Raw genomic sequence first — 15,302 nt, 5'->3', positions numbered from 1 at the left:
CAGTGTTGATTTCAAATAACGATTCAACAAATAACTTATATACACTAACATTTAAATTTTACACGCCATGAGCACATTAAGAAACAAAGTACAGTTAATTGGACACGTTGGGAATGACCCGGAAATCAAATCATTTGACGGAGGAAAAAAGTTGGCCAATTTTACATTAGCAACAAATGAAAGCTATAAAAACGACAAAGGAGAAAAAGTAGAAGAAACCCAATGGCATAAATTAGTAGCTTGGGGAAAAACAGCTGAAATCATAGAAAAATACGTTACCAAAGGCAAGGAAATTGCTGTTGAAGGAAAATTGACCCATAGAAGTTATGATGATAAAAACGGAGAAAAACGCTATGTTACGGAAGTTGTGGTAAACGAAATAATGCTTTTAGGAAAATAATTATTCCGGAGTAAAGTATAAAAATAATGCCCTCTGAGATAGAGGGCATTTATATTTTGAATTAAGATGTTTTTTTCAATAAATCAAACAGAGGACATCGTTTGCAACGTTTATCTTCTCCTTTTTTAAATTTTTTACAGCATTTAGATTTACAGTTTTCTGCAATCTTAATGGTTTTAAGGATTTCTTTTTTATCCTTTTTCTTTTCCTTTTTTTTTTTTTCCAATTTTCTAAAGAATAAAAAACTAAGGCAAATGTATATTATTTTTATCTGTTCTAAATAAATTTTAACATTTAAATAGCAGGTTTTACTAATGCTACTTGTTGTAAATCACGGTCAAATAAATACAAACCACCTTTGTCATCACCAATCAAATTGATTTTGTCTAAAATAGATTTTGCGGTTGCTTCTTCTTCAATTTGTTCGGCAACATACCATTGTAAAAAGTTGTGTGTGGCATAATCCTTTTCTGAAAAAGTGATGTGTACCAATTCATTTATTGAATCCGAAACAAAGATTTCATGTTTATAAAGTTCCTCAAACATTCCTTTGAAGGTTTCATAAGTAGTTTTTGGCGCTTTTAAATCTGTAATTTGTGCATGACCGCCGCGTTCATTTACATATTTGATTAATTTGAGCATGTGCAAGCGCTCTTCGTCAGATTGTGCAAACATGAATTGTGCAATTCCTTCCAGCCCGCTCACTTCAGCCCAACAAGCCATGGAAAGATAGGTTTGTGAAGATTCCGCTTCGATGCGAATCTGTTTGTTTAAGGCAATTTCAATATTTTTTGATAGCATAATAATGAGTTTTTAGTAAAGTTAAAAAAAAATAATCGATTACTGATTCATCAACTCTTGGAAACAATCTACAAATTGTCCCACATGAAAACCATCCATCAATCCGTGATGGACATGAACTGACATCGCCATGGTACTTTTGCCGTTGTCAGCAATCCTCATTTTCCCAAAGGAAATTTTCGGGCAACTGTCTGGAAAAGTATAACTTCTGGCATGCGATAAAGAGGTGAAATCAAGCCAGGGAATAGCCGAAAAGTGAATAACATTATCATCGTCAAATGCTCGGGTAAAAAGTCCGGTTGTGGTTTGAATCCGCTCAATTTCTTTTGAAGTGTTTGTTTTAAAAACGGAAAAATCAGGATTGTATTCAATCAAAGAGAATCCAAACGTGCCGTCTTCACGACCAATAGTAGCCGAAGCATTTATTTGGTCACAAATATATATTTGGTCATCAGAAATTCGATAACGAAAGGATTCAATCGTATTTACTGCTACCAATGTTTTGTGTAAATAGTAACTGAAAAAAGTGGCTTTCAGTGCTTTTGCAGTAGCATAGGCTTTGGTACAATCAATCTCGACAGTGGCACCAAAGAAAGGTTCTTCGAATTGTCTAAAAAAATGAAAATGTTCTTTTCTGGACCAGTTCTCTATGTTTAAAAGGGTTCTCAAAGTGGTATAATTTTAATTATTTTTCAAAAGTACTACTAATCTTTTAAATCGTAAATTCAATTTTCATGCAGAAATAAAAAAGACATAAAAAAACCCTAAAAGAAATTTCCTTTAGGGTTTTTAGAGAATATTGAGAAAGAATTATTTTACTCTGAAAGTAACTCTTCTAACTAATTTTCTTGCTGCATCTGAATCTTTTTCAACTGAAGAATCTTCACCTGCTGCAACTACATTTAATCTTGAAGCGTCAATGTTAGCTTTTACTAATACATTTTTAACACTGTTTGCTCTAGCTGTAGATAATTTATCATTGTATTCTGATCTTCCTAATTCGTCAGCATGACCAATAATCTCAACTGAAGCAGTAGGATTATTTCTTAAATACGTTAAGATAAAATCAATACCTTCTGTAGATACATTTGTTGGAGTTGATTTGTTGAAATCAAAATAAGTACTTACGTAACCACCATTGATTAAGTTTCTAATCAATTCATTGTTACTTAGAACAGCTGATTTATCAGTATTGCTTCCGTAAGTTTTCAATAAATAACTTTCTAATTCGTCAGGAACATTATTGTTATTTAAATCAATTGATTTTCCTTTAGTGTCAACCATTACACCAGAAATAGTGTTTGGTTCTTGATCTAAATAATCAGCAACACCATCTTTATCAGTATCTAACATTGAAGTTTCGATATCAGCGATTTGTTTTTTCAATGCATCGATTTCGTTTCCATTATCAATTACCCAGTCAGCATGTTTTTCGTTTTTACCTAAGTAAACTGTTAAACCTACAGTACCATTAAAAAGAATTCCTGAAAAACCTCTTGAACCAGGAGTACTTGCAGCATCAAAAGCAGCATCTTGAGATGCATTTAAGATTGTTGTAAAATCTCCAGTTAAAGCAATTCTGTTTGATAATTTAATTTGACCAGTTACACCCGCCATGAAATTACCCATTCTGTCTTTCAAAGCAGAATTTTGATCTTCTAATTGAGCTAAACCAAAACCAGCATGACCCAATAAACCTAGTGTATTTGTCCAAGTTTCAAAATTCATGATTCTTCCTAAGTTAGCCACAGCTTGAATGTCTGCTCTGTAATATTTAGTGTCAAAATCAACTGAATTATTTTTTCCTTCAAAACTGTTGTATCCAAAATCCGCTTTCAAACCGAATTTATTGTTAAACATATATCTAACTCCTAAATCAGCAACATAAGGACTTGGTGTAGATGTAAAGTAACCAGCAGTCATAGGTCTTTGTGTTTTGTTAACACCACCTGCTAATTCAATAGACCATTTGTTATAGTCGTTTTCTGTAGTTTTTTTAGTCTCAGTTTGAGCACTTAAAGTTGTCATTGCAGAAGCAAAAACTAACGTAAGAACGATTTTTTTCATTATTGTTTTTTTTAAATTCCCTGCAAAAGTACAACATAATGAAGGATAAGAAATTTTAAACAGTTAATTATGTAAGAATTAGTTTTAATTCTATAAACTAAGAATGGAACGGTACTTTTGGCAATATTTTGTACTTTTTTTTTAGATTAAATAAAAATATTAACTTTAAATGTGGGTTTTTTTTGTTGAAAATACTGCGATTATTGATTAAAAAGGTTTGAAACCGGCTTTTCTACTCCAATTTTTTCAAAACTTCTGCTATTTTTTCGAAAGAACTGAAGTTTTGATGTTCCACTTTATGATCGATTTTTTCGTGTGCCCAAGTAGTATGAAACGGAATATGTACGGCATGTCCGCCAATTGCTAAAACGGGTAAAACATCCGATTTTAAAGAATTTCCAATCATAAAAAATTCGGAAGGTTGTATTTCTAATCGTTTTATTAAATCAGAATAATCAATTTCTTGCTTGTCTGACATTACTTCGATATGGTGGAAATAATGACCCAAGCCTGAATTGTGTAATTTTCGACGTTGGTCTAATAAATCGCCTTTGGTAGCAACCACCAATTTATATTTTCCGTGTAATGCGTCTAAAGTTTCTTCCACACCTTCCAATAAAACAATTGGTTTCTCCAGCAATTCTTTCCCATATTGGATGATTTTTTCGATTATTTCTATAGGAAGCGTATTATTCGAAATAGTCATCGCAGCCTCAATCATCGATAAAATGTAGCCTTTGATTCCGTAACCGTATAGTTTTAAATTATCAATTTCGACCTTAAAAAGTTCTTTGGATATTCCTTGATGGGATAAATAATCTTCCATTAAACCACAGAACTTCTTCTCGGTTTCATCAAAATACGTTTCGTTGATCCATAAGGTATCATCGGCGTCGAAAGCAATTACTTTTAGTTCCATTTTTATTTTATTTTGATAATAATTGAGGTTTTCCTTTTAATTGTCCCCTGCTTTGGAAAAGACTTTCTTCATTGAAATTGTTTTCGAAAAAAAGGTAATTCGGATTCCCAAAAGTAAAATAATTCCTCCGATAATCATTTGCAGTGTGATTATTTCATCTAAAAACAACCAGGCTAAAATAGAAGTCAAAACGGCTTGACCGAGCAAACTCAAAGACACTCTTGTGGCCCGCATGTGTTGTGTGGCATAACTGAGCGATAACCATGCTAATAATTGGCAAACTACTGCTTGGATCAACAAGACCAGCCAGCCAGCATCAGAAAATCCGAAAAATGGTTCGTCTAACATTAAACAGAGAATTCCTAAATATATACTTGAAGAAATTAGGCTTATGGTCATAAACGAAAGGACATCCACCTTAGAAAGCACTTTTTTGCTGACCAGTAAGTAAATAGCATATAAAATACCCGATAATACTGCTAAAAGAAAAGCGGTATCAAAATTCAGTTCGATAAAAAACTGAAAACCAACCAGCATAATCATTCCGAATAACGAGACTAGAGTTCCAATCCAGAAATTAGTGGCGGGCTTTGTTTTTAAAAATAAAAACGAACCAATCCCAACCCAAAGCGGTGATAAATTAGTAAGCAGTGAAGCCTGCGTAGCGCTAGATTCTTGTATGGCGATATTCCAAACGGCAACATCTGAGGCAAATAAAATTCCGCAAATTATAGCGGGAATTAATACCTTGAAAGTTGGAAGCTTGAATTTTTTTGTGAGGATAACATAAGGCAATAGCAAAGTTGCTGCAATTGCCATTCTATAAAAAGCCGAAATTAGCCCGGGAGTTAACCGAAGTTTTATTAATATTGGAAAAATCGAAATGCAGAGTATCCCAACAATTAAAGCTAATTGCGGCTTTTTTATTTTCATTTTATAATTTCCTTAATTGATTGTCTCTCCATTAGCAACGCCATCCGTATCCGGATTCACAAAAACCAATTTTCCTTCAGCGTTTGTAGTCATCAAAATCATTCCTTGACTTTCTACGCCACGAAGGTTTCTTGGAGCCAAGTTCACTAAAACAGTTACTCTTTTCCCTACAATGTCTTCCGGTTTAAAACTCTCAGCAATTCCAGAAACGATTGTGCGAACATCAATTCCGGTGTCTACTTTCAAAATCAAAAGTTTGTTGGCTTTTGGCATTTTTTCGGCTTCCAGAATCGTTCCCACACGAATATCCATTTTGGCAAAATCCTCAAATTGAATCGCTTCTTTCTGTGGTTCCGCTTTTTTGTTTTCGGCAGTATTAGCGGTTTTAGTCGCTTCCAGTTTGTCTATTTGTTTTTGGATTTCTTCGTCTTCAATTTTAGCAAACAACAATTCAGCTTCCCCAATTTGGTGTCCAGCCGGAATCAAATCAGAATTTTGAGCAATAGTATTCCAGTTCAACGGACTTTCTATTTTTAGAATTCTTGATAATTTTTTTGCTGTAAATGGTAGGAACGGTTCGCAAAGTGAACTCAACGCAGCTGCAATTTGCAACGCTACATACATTTGCGTTTGTACGCGCTCCGGATTGTCTTTGATGACTTTCCAAGGCTCTTCGTCAGCCAAATATTTATTTCCTAAACGAGCCACATTCATCAATTCACTCAACGCTTCACGGAATCTATAACGTTCCACAGAACTCGAAATCACAGCTGGATACGCTTTCAATTCTGTTAAAGTCGCTTCATCCACTTCCGAAAGTTCATTTGGTTGCGGAACAATTCCATTGTAATATTTATTGGTTAAAACCACCACGCGATTAATGAAATTCCCGTAAATTGCTACTAATTCATTATTGTTTCTCGCCTGAAAATCTTTCCAGGTAAAATCATTATCCTTGGTTTCTGGAGCGTTTGATGTCAAAGCGTAACGCAAAACATCTTGTTGATTTGGGAATTCTTCTAAATATTCGTGCAGCCAAACTGCCCAGTTTTTAGACGTAGATAATTTATTTCCTTCCAAGTTCAAGAACTCATTTGCAGGAACATTGTCCGGTAAAATATAACTTCCTTCGGCTTTCAACATCGCTGGGAAAATGATGCAATGAAAAACAATATTGTCTTTCCCAATAAAGTGAACCAGTTTCGTGTCCTGATCTTTCCAGTATGGTTCCCAATCTTTTCCTTCGCGCAAAGCCCATTCTTTGGTGGAAGAAATATAGCCAATCGGCGCATCAAACCACACGTATAATTTTTTTCCTTCGGCACCTTCAACAGGAACATCAATTCCCCAATCCAAGTCACGAGTTACCGCGCGAGGCTCTAATCCGCCATCAATCCACGATTTTACTTGCCCGTAAACATTCGGTTTCCAGTCATTTTTATGTCCAACGAGAATCCATTCTTTCAAGAAATCTTCATAACGGTCCAAAGGCAAAAACCAGTGTTTCGTCGATTTCAAAATGGGAGTTTCTCCTGTTATTGTCGATTTTGGATTAATTAAATCCGTAGCATTCAGCGTTGAACCACATTTTTCACATTGATCACCGTAAGCTTCTTCGTTGCCGCATTTTGGGCAAGTTCCCACCACAAAACGATCTGCGAGGAACTGATCTGCTTTTGCATCGTACAATTGCTCGGTTACTTCTTCGATAAAATCACCTTGTTCGTACAGTTTTCTAAAAAACTCCGAAGCCGTATCATGATGAATTTTAGCCGAAGTTCTGGAATAATTGTCAAACGAAATTCCAAAATCCGAGAACGATTTACGGATTATTCCATCATATTTATCGATTACTTCCTGTGGCGTAATGCCTTCTTTTTTGGCTTTCATCGAAATCGCCACGCCGTGCTCATCACTTCCGCAAACAAACAAAACGTCTCTTCCTTGCAATCTTAAATATCTGGAATATATGTCCGAAGGCACATAAACACCCGCCAAATGGCCAATGTGAATCGGTCCGTTCGTATAAGGCAATGCCGCTGTAATCGTATATCTTTTTGGATTCTGTATCATAAAATTATTTTTAGATTCTGAAATTAATTCAGAACGAGCTGCAAAAATAAGCAATAGAATTTTATTTGAAGCTATTTAGCTTCGCTGAATCTGCGATGTCCCGCTATACGTTACAATCTTATTGTTTTTAAAGAAAAAACAATAAGGATTTTTACTGCTATCGGGGCTATAGAGCCACCCTCAATGGTTTCTGAAAGATTTGGAAAACAATCTTTTTGTAAGATATTTTTATATATTTAGAGAATAATTAAATTTGATATTTGTCATACTTACTTTCATTAAATAGGGTGGATTTGTGTGATTTTATAACGCATATGATTAGTTATGAACCATTTCGTAAAATCCATATAAAAAGAAAAGATGCTAATTCCAAGACAATATAAACCAAAATCGAACGAACTAATTTACCACTATTGTGATGCAAATACATTTCACGCAATTTGTACAAATAAAACTATACGTTTTTGTGATGTCTTTTCTATGAACGATTTTATGGAAATGCATTGGGGATATTCAATATGGGAAAAAGCAGCATCAGAATTATTACCTGAATTAGGACAAGATTTTCTTGATGCAATTGATGGAATTTTCCACATCTCTGGACTTAAAGCTTTAGTGCTTGCCTCTTGTTTTTCACTAGATGGAGATGTTTTAAGTCAATGGAGAGCATATTCAGATGATGGTAATGGGTACGTACTAGGCTTTAGTGCAAAAGACTTACTTAAATTACCTGTAAAAGGTTTAAAAGTAGAATATAACGAAAAGAAACAAATCAAAGAAATTAAGGCAATGGTAAAAGCTCTTCACGAAGCAGAAGAGTCAGAAGACGAAACGTTTGGTGAATATTTCATGAATGCATGTATTGAGATAGCATATGACTTAACTTCTTATAAAAACCCTGCCTTTTCGGAAGAAAAAGAAGTAAGATTAGTACATCTGGTTAATTTTATAAAAAGTAACAATTCGCTCAAAATTGTAGATCCAGGAGGGACAGCTTTCGGAAAAGATTCTGCTCCACAGGAAATTAAATTTTTAATGTCTCAGAATGCTCCAAAAATTTATTTAGATATTGATTTTTCAAATGGAGAGAAAAATTTCCCCATAAAGGAAGTGATAATAGGTCCCAAAAATACGGTCTTATCTTCTGCAATTTCTGTTTATTTAGAAACCTTGAATATAAAAAATGTTGAGATTAAAAGATCAAAAGCATCTTATCGATAATTTAATAAAAATGGATTAAAGGTTTTTTTTTATACTTAACACATCAGGAAAAAAATGCTTTTTTTATCTTTGTAACCGTAATTAATGAAGACTGTAAACCATGCCAAAAGGACCCGAAAAAAACACCAAAAATAAGGCGTTGCACACCAAATTGCTAAATCGGAAAAAGGCTAAACTTCAAGAAGAAAAAAAAGAAAAAGCCTTACGTTTGAAAGCTTTGGTTACCAAAATGAATCAGAAAAAGAGAGGTGATGAATCTGATGTCAGTTAAATGGTAACGTAAATCCAATCTATGTTAATCCGTGCAATCCGTGGCTAAAAAAAACTTTTCGATTCTTCACTATTTTACCCGAAATTTGCAGCACATATTCAAATACAAAACAAATGGAATTCGGTAGAATAATTATTTCAGAAACAGCCTTTAACAGTGAGAACCTTCAAGATGTAATTCACTCAAATATTTCGGTAATCAACTTAATGCGTGAGGAAGGCGTAAACGATGATTTGATTCACGAAGATGCGATAATGAGTTATTATTTAGATTACTATACTTCACAATATACTGAAGGTAATTTTGCTCAATTTGTATACAATTCGGGTTGGGATAAAGAGTTAAACGAATTAATAGAAGAAGGTTTGGCTTTGATTGGCGCCGAAAAGCATTTGGAATTGTTCCAACAACAATCCAAAAAAGTAAAATTAATGAGTAGTGTAAAGCTGAATAAATTCTTGAAAGGGAAGTTGGAAGGCGTAAATCCTATCCGAGATTTGCTCAACAATGACACTTTTTTCGAAATAGAAGAAAACCTGATTACTTTGAATGCTAATTTTCTTAAAACGCACCCCGATTTCGAAGTCCTTTCTGTAGACGATATGTTTGCAGCCTTAGAAGAATTTGTAGGGCACGAGATTAAAAGAAAGTAGATAACTTTTCATCAAAACTTTCCCTCATTTCTATCAAACATTTCCTTAAATTTGCTACCATTAATATATAAGTTAGCGTTATAAAAATCAAACTATGTTACAAATCGCATTTATTAGAGAGAATCAAGAAAAAGTAATCACCGCTTTGGCAAAGAGAAATATCGATGCTACAAGTGTTGTTGAAGAAGTGGTCCAACTGGATGAAAAACGTCGCGCTACGCAAGTGGAGTTAGACAGCATTTTATCAGAATCTAATAAATTATCCAAAGATATTGGCGAATTGATGAAATCGGGTGAGAAATCAAAAGCCGCAATTCTAAAAGAAAAAACCGTTTTAAATAAAGAGAAAAGTAAAGCTTTAGCGGAAACGGCTGATGCACTTGCCGCAGAACTTTTAGAGAAATTATATACATTACCCAATCTTCCTGCTGATATTGTTCCTGTTGGAAAAACGCCGGAGGAAAACTTAAACGTTTTTGAAGAGGGAGAAATTCCAGTTTTGCATGAAGGAGCGCAACCGCATTGGGAATTGGTGAAAAAATACGACATTATTGATTTTGAATTGGGAGTAAAAATCACGGGAGCAGGATTTCCGGTTTATAAAGGAAAAGGAGCACGATTACAACGTGCCTTAATCAATTATTTCTTGGACAAAAATACGGCTGCCGGTTACAATGAAGTTCAGGTTCCGCACATGGTAAACGAGGCATCGGCTTATGGAACGGGACAATTGCCAGACAAAGAAGGACAAATGTACCATGATAAAACCGATGATTTATACCTAATTCCAACGGCTGAGGTTCCTGTGACGAATTTGTTTCGGGATGTAATCCTTAACGAGAGCGAATTGCCCATTTTAACTACGGCTTATACACCATGTTTTCGTCGTGAAGCAGGTTCTTATGGTGCGCATGTACGTGGATTGAACCGTTTGCATCAATTTGACAAAGTGGAAATCGTTCGTGTAGAACATCCTGATAAATCATACGAAGCTTTGGACGGAATGGTGGAACACGTGAAAAGTATTTTACAAGAATTGAAATTACCATACAGAATATTGCGTCTTTGTGGTGGCGATATGGGTTTCACATCGGCTTTGACGTATGATTTCGAAGTGTTTTCTACGGCGCAAGATCGTTGGTTAGAAATTAGTTCGGTTTCTAATTTTGAGACTTTTCAAGCCAATCGTTTGAAATTGCGTTTCAAAGACAAAGATGGAAAAAACCAATTGGCACACACTTTAAATGGAAGTGCATTGGCTTTGCCAAGAGTTTTGGCTGGAATTTTAGAAAATTATCAAACTCCGGAAGGAATCGTAATTCCAGAAGTATTGCGTCCGTATTGCGGATTTGATATCATAAACTAAAAATTTTAACATATAAGTCATGTCAGTTTTTGCAAAGTTTTAAATTTAAAGCGATGCAAGTCTTATATGACTTATATGTTTAAAAAAAATAGATGTTTGAAGAAATAAACTGCACTTAAAAATGAAAAAACTCTTTCTACATATTACCCTGTTTTTTTCATTGCTTTGTTTTTCTCAAAACGAACAGTTAGCGCAGTATTATTATGATAAAGGTGATTTTGAAAAAGCAAAAATCAGCTACGAAGAGTTACTGCAAGATATTCCTCAAAACTCACAATATTTTCTGAGAACTATTGATTGTTCCCAGCAATTGCAACAATTTGATAGCGCCGAGAAAGCCCTTCAGCAACGACTTGAAAAATACAATCAAGGGAATATTTTGGTAGAATTGGGGTATAATTTTCAGTTGCAAAAGAATAATGCCAAAGCCACGGTTTACTACGAGCAGGCATTAGACCGAATCAGAAAAAATCCAAATGATGTCTATGGTATTTCAAACGCTTTTGAAAGGAAAGTGCTATTGGAATATGCGCTAAAGTCCTATCAAACTGCTACAGAATTGGAACCGAATTTTAATTTCAAGTATCAAATAGGATTACTTTACGGCCAATTATCTAATATGGAAATGATGATTTCCACCTTTCTGGACGAAGCGTATGCGAATCCTCAAAATTCAATATTAATTCAAAATCAACTGGTTCGTTTTATGGTTGACGAGGGCGATGCTGCCTTTAGTGAAATGCTTCGTAAGGCATTAATTATAAGAACCCAGAAAAATCAAGATCTTTTTTGGAATCATTATTTGAGTTGGTTTTATGTACAGCAGAAAGAATTCGGAAAGGCATTTATTCAGGAAAAAGCTATTTACAAACGCAATCCGGAATCACTTACTAATATTGTAAATTTAGGACAATTGGCCATAGACGAGGGAAATGAGGAAGGGGCTAAAGAAATTTTGGGATTTGTATTGGAAAATACACAAGATTTAGAATTGCTTATTCAAGCGAATTCGTATTTGATAGCCATGAGAATTGAAAAAGCATCCGAAAATGACCTTGTAGCCATCAGTGCAGAATTAGACGGTTTGTTGAAACAATTTGAAATAAGTCCTTTTACCTTATCTTTGCAGCTGATTCAGGCACATTTTACGGCATTTAATTTAAAAAAACCAGAGGAAGGAAAGGCAATTGTCAAGAGAGCGTTGGAATTGCAATTGAATGATTATGAAATGGCTAATGCCAAAATGGAACTGGCAGATATTTTGCTGTACGAAGAAAAATTTAATCAGGCTTTGATCTATTATTCGCAGATAGAATTGGATTTGAAGAATGATGTAATGGCGCATGAAGCGAGTTTGAAAGCAGCCAAAACGAGTTATTTCAAAACCGATTTTGCTTGGGCATTGAAACAATTTAAGGAATTGAAATCAGCCAATACGCAGTTGATTGCAAATGATGCTTTGGAATATTTTCTGTTAATAAATGACAATACAGTAGCCGATTCGACACAAACGGCTTTAAAACAATTTGCAAAAGGAGATTATCTGTTGTATCAAAACAGGAATCAGGAAGCGGTAACGCAGTTTCAGTCTATTTTGAAAAACCATAAAGGACAGGAAATAGAGGCTGTGACCTTGTTGCGATTAGGAAAAATATATGAAAATAAAGGTGATTTTGCTTTGGCTTTAAGCCAATACCAGACGATTATTGACCAGCACAGCGACGGAATTTACATAGATGAAGCGTTGTATTTTTCGGCAGAAATATATAATAAGCAATTGTTGCCTGAAAAAGCGAAGCCACTATATGAAAAGGTGTTGTTCAATCATCAGGACAGTATTTATTTTGTGGAAGCCAGAAAGAAATTTAGACAATTGCGGGGAGATACTAATTTATAAAAACAGATTATTTAGATTCTTGACTTTTTTGAAAAAGTCTAGTAATCTAAAAGTCTAACAATCAAATAAAAATGATACTATACAACGTCACTACAAACATACACGAAAGCGTTCACGATCAATGGATGATTTGGATGCAACACAAGCACATTCCTGAAATTTTGGCTACGGGAAAATTCTCCTCCGCAAGAATGGTGAGGGTTTTAATTGAGGAGGAAATGGGCGGCGTAACCTATTCGGTTCAATACACAACGGACAGCAAAGAAACTTTGGAGAAATATTATCAGGAAGACGCACCTGGTTTTCGCGAAGAAGGAGCGAAATTGTTTGGAGATAAAATGCTGGCTTTTAGAACGGAATTAGAATTGATTGCAGATTATTAGAGTCATTGCAAGGAACGAACCAATCACATTCAGATTGTCGTTTTGAACCACAATCTTGAAGTCGCAATCTGCGACCTCCAATTTGAAATAAAATACACTTTGTGCCTTAGTGCCAAAATAAACTTAAAATAAAGCGAGATTGCTTCGTGCCTCGCAATGATAACATGGAAAAAGTAACAGCCAAAAAACACCTCGGACAGCACTTCTTGAAAGACGAAAGTATTGCAAAAGATATTGCCGACACGTTGAACTTAGAAGGATATGATGATGTATTAGAGATAGGTCCGGGAATGGGAGTTTTGACAAAATATTTGTTGGACAAGCCGGTGAACACGTACGTTATCGAAATCGATACGGAATCAGTGACGTATTTGGACCAAAATTATCCAAAATTAAAAGACAGAATCATTTCTAAAGATTTTTTGAGGTATGATATTAATGAAACTTTTGAAGGAAAACAATTTGCTATAATTGGGAATTTCCCGTATAATATTTCGACTCAAATTGTGTTTAGAACTTTGGAATACCGCGATCAGATTCCGGAATTTGCAGGAATGTTCCAGAAAGAAGTGGCGCAACGTATTTGTGAAAAAAAGGGGACAAAAGCGTATGGAATTCTATCGGTTTTAGTTCAGGCTTTTTATGATGCCGAATATTTATTCACGGTAGATGAAAATGTATTTATTCCGCCACCAAAGGTAAAATCAGGTGTTTTACGTTTGCGCAGGAAGAAAGATTACAGTTTGCCTTGCGGCGAAAAATTGTTTTTTACGGTAGTGAAAACTGCTTTTCAGCAACGACGTAAAACATTACGAAACAGTTTGAAAACCTTAAATTTGTCCGATAGTTTAAGAGAAGATGAAATCTTTAACCTTCGACCAGAACAATTAAATGTAGAAGAGTTCATAGCACTCACCCAAAAAATAGAAGCCGATGGAGTTTAAAATCAGCAAAGAATTAATACAAGAATTAGAGCAACTCATTCAAAATAAAAACGACCAGCAACTGGAAGTATTATTGAATGATATGCACCATGCTGATATTGCTGAAATTCTCGATGAGCTTGATTTTAATGAAGCGACCTATATTTTTAAAGTTTTAGACAGTGAAAAAACTGCCGAAATTCTTCTGGAACTCGAAGATGATTTGCGGGAGAATATATTAAGCAGGCTTTCGGCAAAAGAGATCGCGGAAGAATTAGATGAGCTGGAAACCAATGATGCCGCCGATATTATCGCGGAGCTTTCGAAAGATTTGAAAGCCGAAGTAATATCAGAACTTCAGGATGTTGAGCATGCTAAAGATATTGTTGACTTATTGCGTTATGACGAAGATACTGCAGGTGGAATCATGCACAAGGAATTAGTCAAAGTCAATGAAAATTGGAATGTGCTTACTTGTGTAAAAGAAATGCGCATTCAGGCCGAAAATATTTCCAGAGTCCATTCGATTTATGTGGTAGATGATGAAGACCGACTGAAAGGACGTTTGTCACTCAAGGATTTATTGACCACTTCTTCCAGAACACCAATTAATGATGTTTACATCAGGAAATTGAACTCCGTAAAAGTAGATACCGAAGATGTTGAGGTGGCCCGAATCATGCAAAAATACGATTTAGAAGCCATTCCTGTCGTAGATGAAATGGGACGATTAGTAGGTCGAATCACTATTGATGACATTGTGGATGTAATCAAAGATGAAGCCGATGAGGATTACCAGTTGGCAGCAGGTATCTCGCAGGACGTTGAAGCGGATGACAGCATATTTGAACATACAAAAGCACGACTGCCTTGGCTAGTTTTAGCTCTTTTGGGTGGTTTTATCTCCGTGAAAGTGCTCGGATTATTTGAAGGAGCGATGCTTGAACATGGGAATTTATTCTTTTTCACGCCACTTATTGCCGCGATGGCAGGAAATGTTGGGGTGCAATCATCGGCAATTATTGTGCAGGGTTTGGCTAACAATACGTTGAGCGGATCCTTATTTAATAGATTGGTAAAAGAAGTGTCACTGAGTTTATTAAATGGAGTGATTCTGGCGACAATATTATTTTTAGGAAGTCATCTTCTGTTGAATGTTGAAATCATCATTGGTGTGATTGTCACCATAGCGTTAATTTCAGTAATTATAATTGCCTCTCTTATTGGAACTTTTATTCCATTATTGCTCGATAAATTTGGCATTGACCCCGCGCTGGCAACCGGACCGTTTATTACAACGAGCAATGATATTTGCGGAATTCTGATTTATTTTTCGATAGCAAAAATGATTTTAGGATTTTAAGAAGGAAGGTAACAAAAAGAGGGAATTCAAAA

At 35.1% G+C, this 15,302-nt stretch carries 15 protein-coding genes; 9 read left to right on the top strand and 6 right to left on the bottom strand.

From position 1 onward, the window contains the following. The first annotated feature begins 67 nt into the window (after window positions 1–67). Entirely contained in the window at window positions 68–400 is a 333-nt protein-coding gene (locus tag BC952_RS01620) for a single-stranded DNA-binding protein (protein ID WP_121363972.1), read from the top strand. Between the two features lie 294 nt (window positions 401–694). On the opposite strand, the gene BC952_RS01615 is transcribed toward BC952_RS01620, so the two are convergent. The 6 genes from BC952_RS01615 to metG all read right to left on the bottom strand — a co-directional run bounded on the left by BC952_RS01615 (window position 695) and on the right by metG (window position 7,193). Further along, window positions 695–1,201, bottom strand: a complete 507-nt coding sequence (locus tag BC952_RS01615) for a ferritin (RefSeq protein WP_121363971.1) — start codon at window positions 1,199–1,201, stop codon at window positions 695–697. A gap of 39 nt (window positions 1,202–1,240) precedes the next feature. Further along, on the bottom strand, window positions 1,241–1,870 hold the full coding sequence (locus BC952_RS01610) for a chloramphenicol acetyltransferase (protein ID WP_121363970.1): 630 nt from the start codon (window positions 1,868–1,870) through the stop codon (window positions 1,241–1,243). 141 nt (window positions 1,871–2,011) lie between these two features. Next, on the bottom strand, window positions 2,012–3,268 hold the full coding sequence (locus BC952_RS01605) for an OmpA family protein (RefSeq protein WP_121363969.1): 1,257 nt from the start codon (window positions 3,266–3,268) through the stop codon (window positions 2,012–2,014). 232 nt (window positions 3,269–3,500) lie between these two features. Continuing rightward, window positions 3,501–4,187, bottom strand: coding sequence for an HAD family hydrolase (locus BC952_RS01600; protein WP_121363968.1), 687 nt, complete (start codon window positions 4,185–4,187; stop codon window positions 3,501–3,503). A gap of 36 nt (window positions 4,188–4,223) precedes the next feature. Beyond that, a complete protein-coding gene (locus BC952_RS01595) occupies window positions 4,224–5,120 on the bottom strand; it encodes a DMT family transporter (protein WP_121363967.1) in 897 nt (298 codons plus the stop codon). Between the two features lie 12 nt (window positions 5,121–5,132). Further along, on the bottom strand, window positions 5,133–7,193 hold the full coding sequence (gene metG, locus BC952_RS01590) for a methionine--tRNA ligase (RefSeq protein WP_121363966.1): 2,061 nt from the start codon (window positions 7,191–7,193) through the stop codon (window positions 5,133–5,135). A 480-nt stretch (window positions 7,194–7,673) separates the two neighbouring features. On the opposite strand from metG, the gene BC952_RS01585 reads away from it, so the two are divergent. The 8 genes from BC952_RS01585 to mgtE all read left to right on the top strand — a co-directional run bounded on the left by BC952_RS01585 (window position 7,674) and on the right by mgtE (window position 15,270). After that, a complete protein-coding gene (locus BC952_RS01585; RefSeq protein WP_208639963.1) occupies window positions 7,674–8,414 on the top strand; it encodes a DUF2971 domain-containing protein in 741 nt (246 codons plus the stop codon). 100 nt (window positions 8,415–8,514) lie between these two features. Next, window positions 8,515–8,685 carry a hypothetical protein gene (locus BC952_RS14795; protein WP_167445665.1) on the top strand — a complete coding sequence of 57 codons (171 nt, stop codon included), beginning with the start codon at window positions 8,515–8,517 and terminating at the stop codon, window positions 8,683–8,685. Between the two features lie 113 nt (window positions 8,686–8,798). Continuing rightward, complete coding sequence (locus BC952_RS01580; RefSeq protein WP_121363964.1) at window positions 8,799–9,338, top strand: DMP19 family protein; 540 nt, start codon at window positions 8,799–8,801, stop codon at window positions 9,336–9,338. A 94-nt stretch (window positions 9,339–9,432) separates the two neighbouring features. After that, a complete protein-coding gene (gene serS / locus BC952_RS01575; protein ID WP_121363963.1) occupies window positions 9,433–10,704 on the top strand; it encodes a serine--tRNA ligase in 1,272 nt (423 codons plus the stop codon). A 121-nt stretch (window positions 10,705–10,825) separates the two neighbouring features. Next, window positions 10,826–12,601 (top strand): tetratricopeptide repeat protein, encoded by a 1,776-nt coding sequence (locus tag BC952_RS01570; protein ID WP_121363962.1) that lies wholly within the window; start codon window positions 10,826–10,828, stop codon window positions 12,599–12,601. Window positions 12,602–12,672: 71 nt separating this feature from the next. Continuing rightward, window positions 12,673–12,984: a DUF4286 family protein gene (locus BC952_RS01565; RefSeq protein WP_121363961.1), complete on the top strand. Its 312-nt coding sequence runs from the start codon at window positions 12,673–12,675 to the stop codon at window positions 12,982–12,984. A 164-nt stretch (window positions 12,985–13,148) separates the two neighbouring features. Beyond that, a complete protein-coding gene (gene rsmA, locus BC952_RS01560) occupies window positions 13,149–13,928 on the top strand; it encodes a 16S rRNA (adenine(1518)-N(6)/adenine(1519)-N(6))-dimethyltransferase RsmA (protein ID WP_121363960.1) in 780 nt (259 codons plus the stop codon). Beyond that, entirely contained in the window at window positions 13,918–15,270 is a 1,353-nt protein-coding gene (mgtE, locus tag BC952_RS01555) for a magnesium transporter (RefSeq protein ID WP_121363959.1), read from the top strand. The genes rsmA and mgtE overlap by 11 nt, the downstream gene beginning before the upstream one ends. The last annotated feature ends 32 nt before the right edge of the window (window positions 15,271–15,302 follow it).

Source organism: Flavobacterium limicola (genome assembly GCF_003634755.1).
Lineage (GTDB): Bacteria > Bacteroidota > Bacteroidia > Flavobacteriales > Flavobacteriaceae > Flavobacterium > Flavobacterium limicola.
The sequence above is the reverse complement of the archived record's forward strand: the minus strand, read 5'-3'. Positions and strand labels throughout refer to the sequence as shown.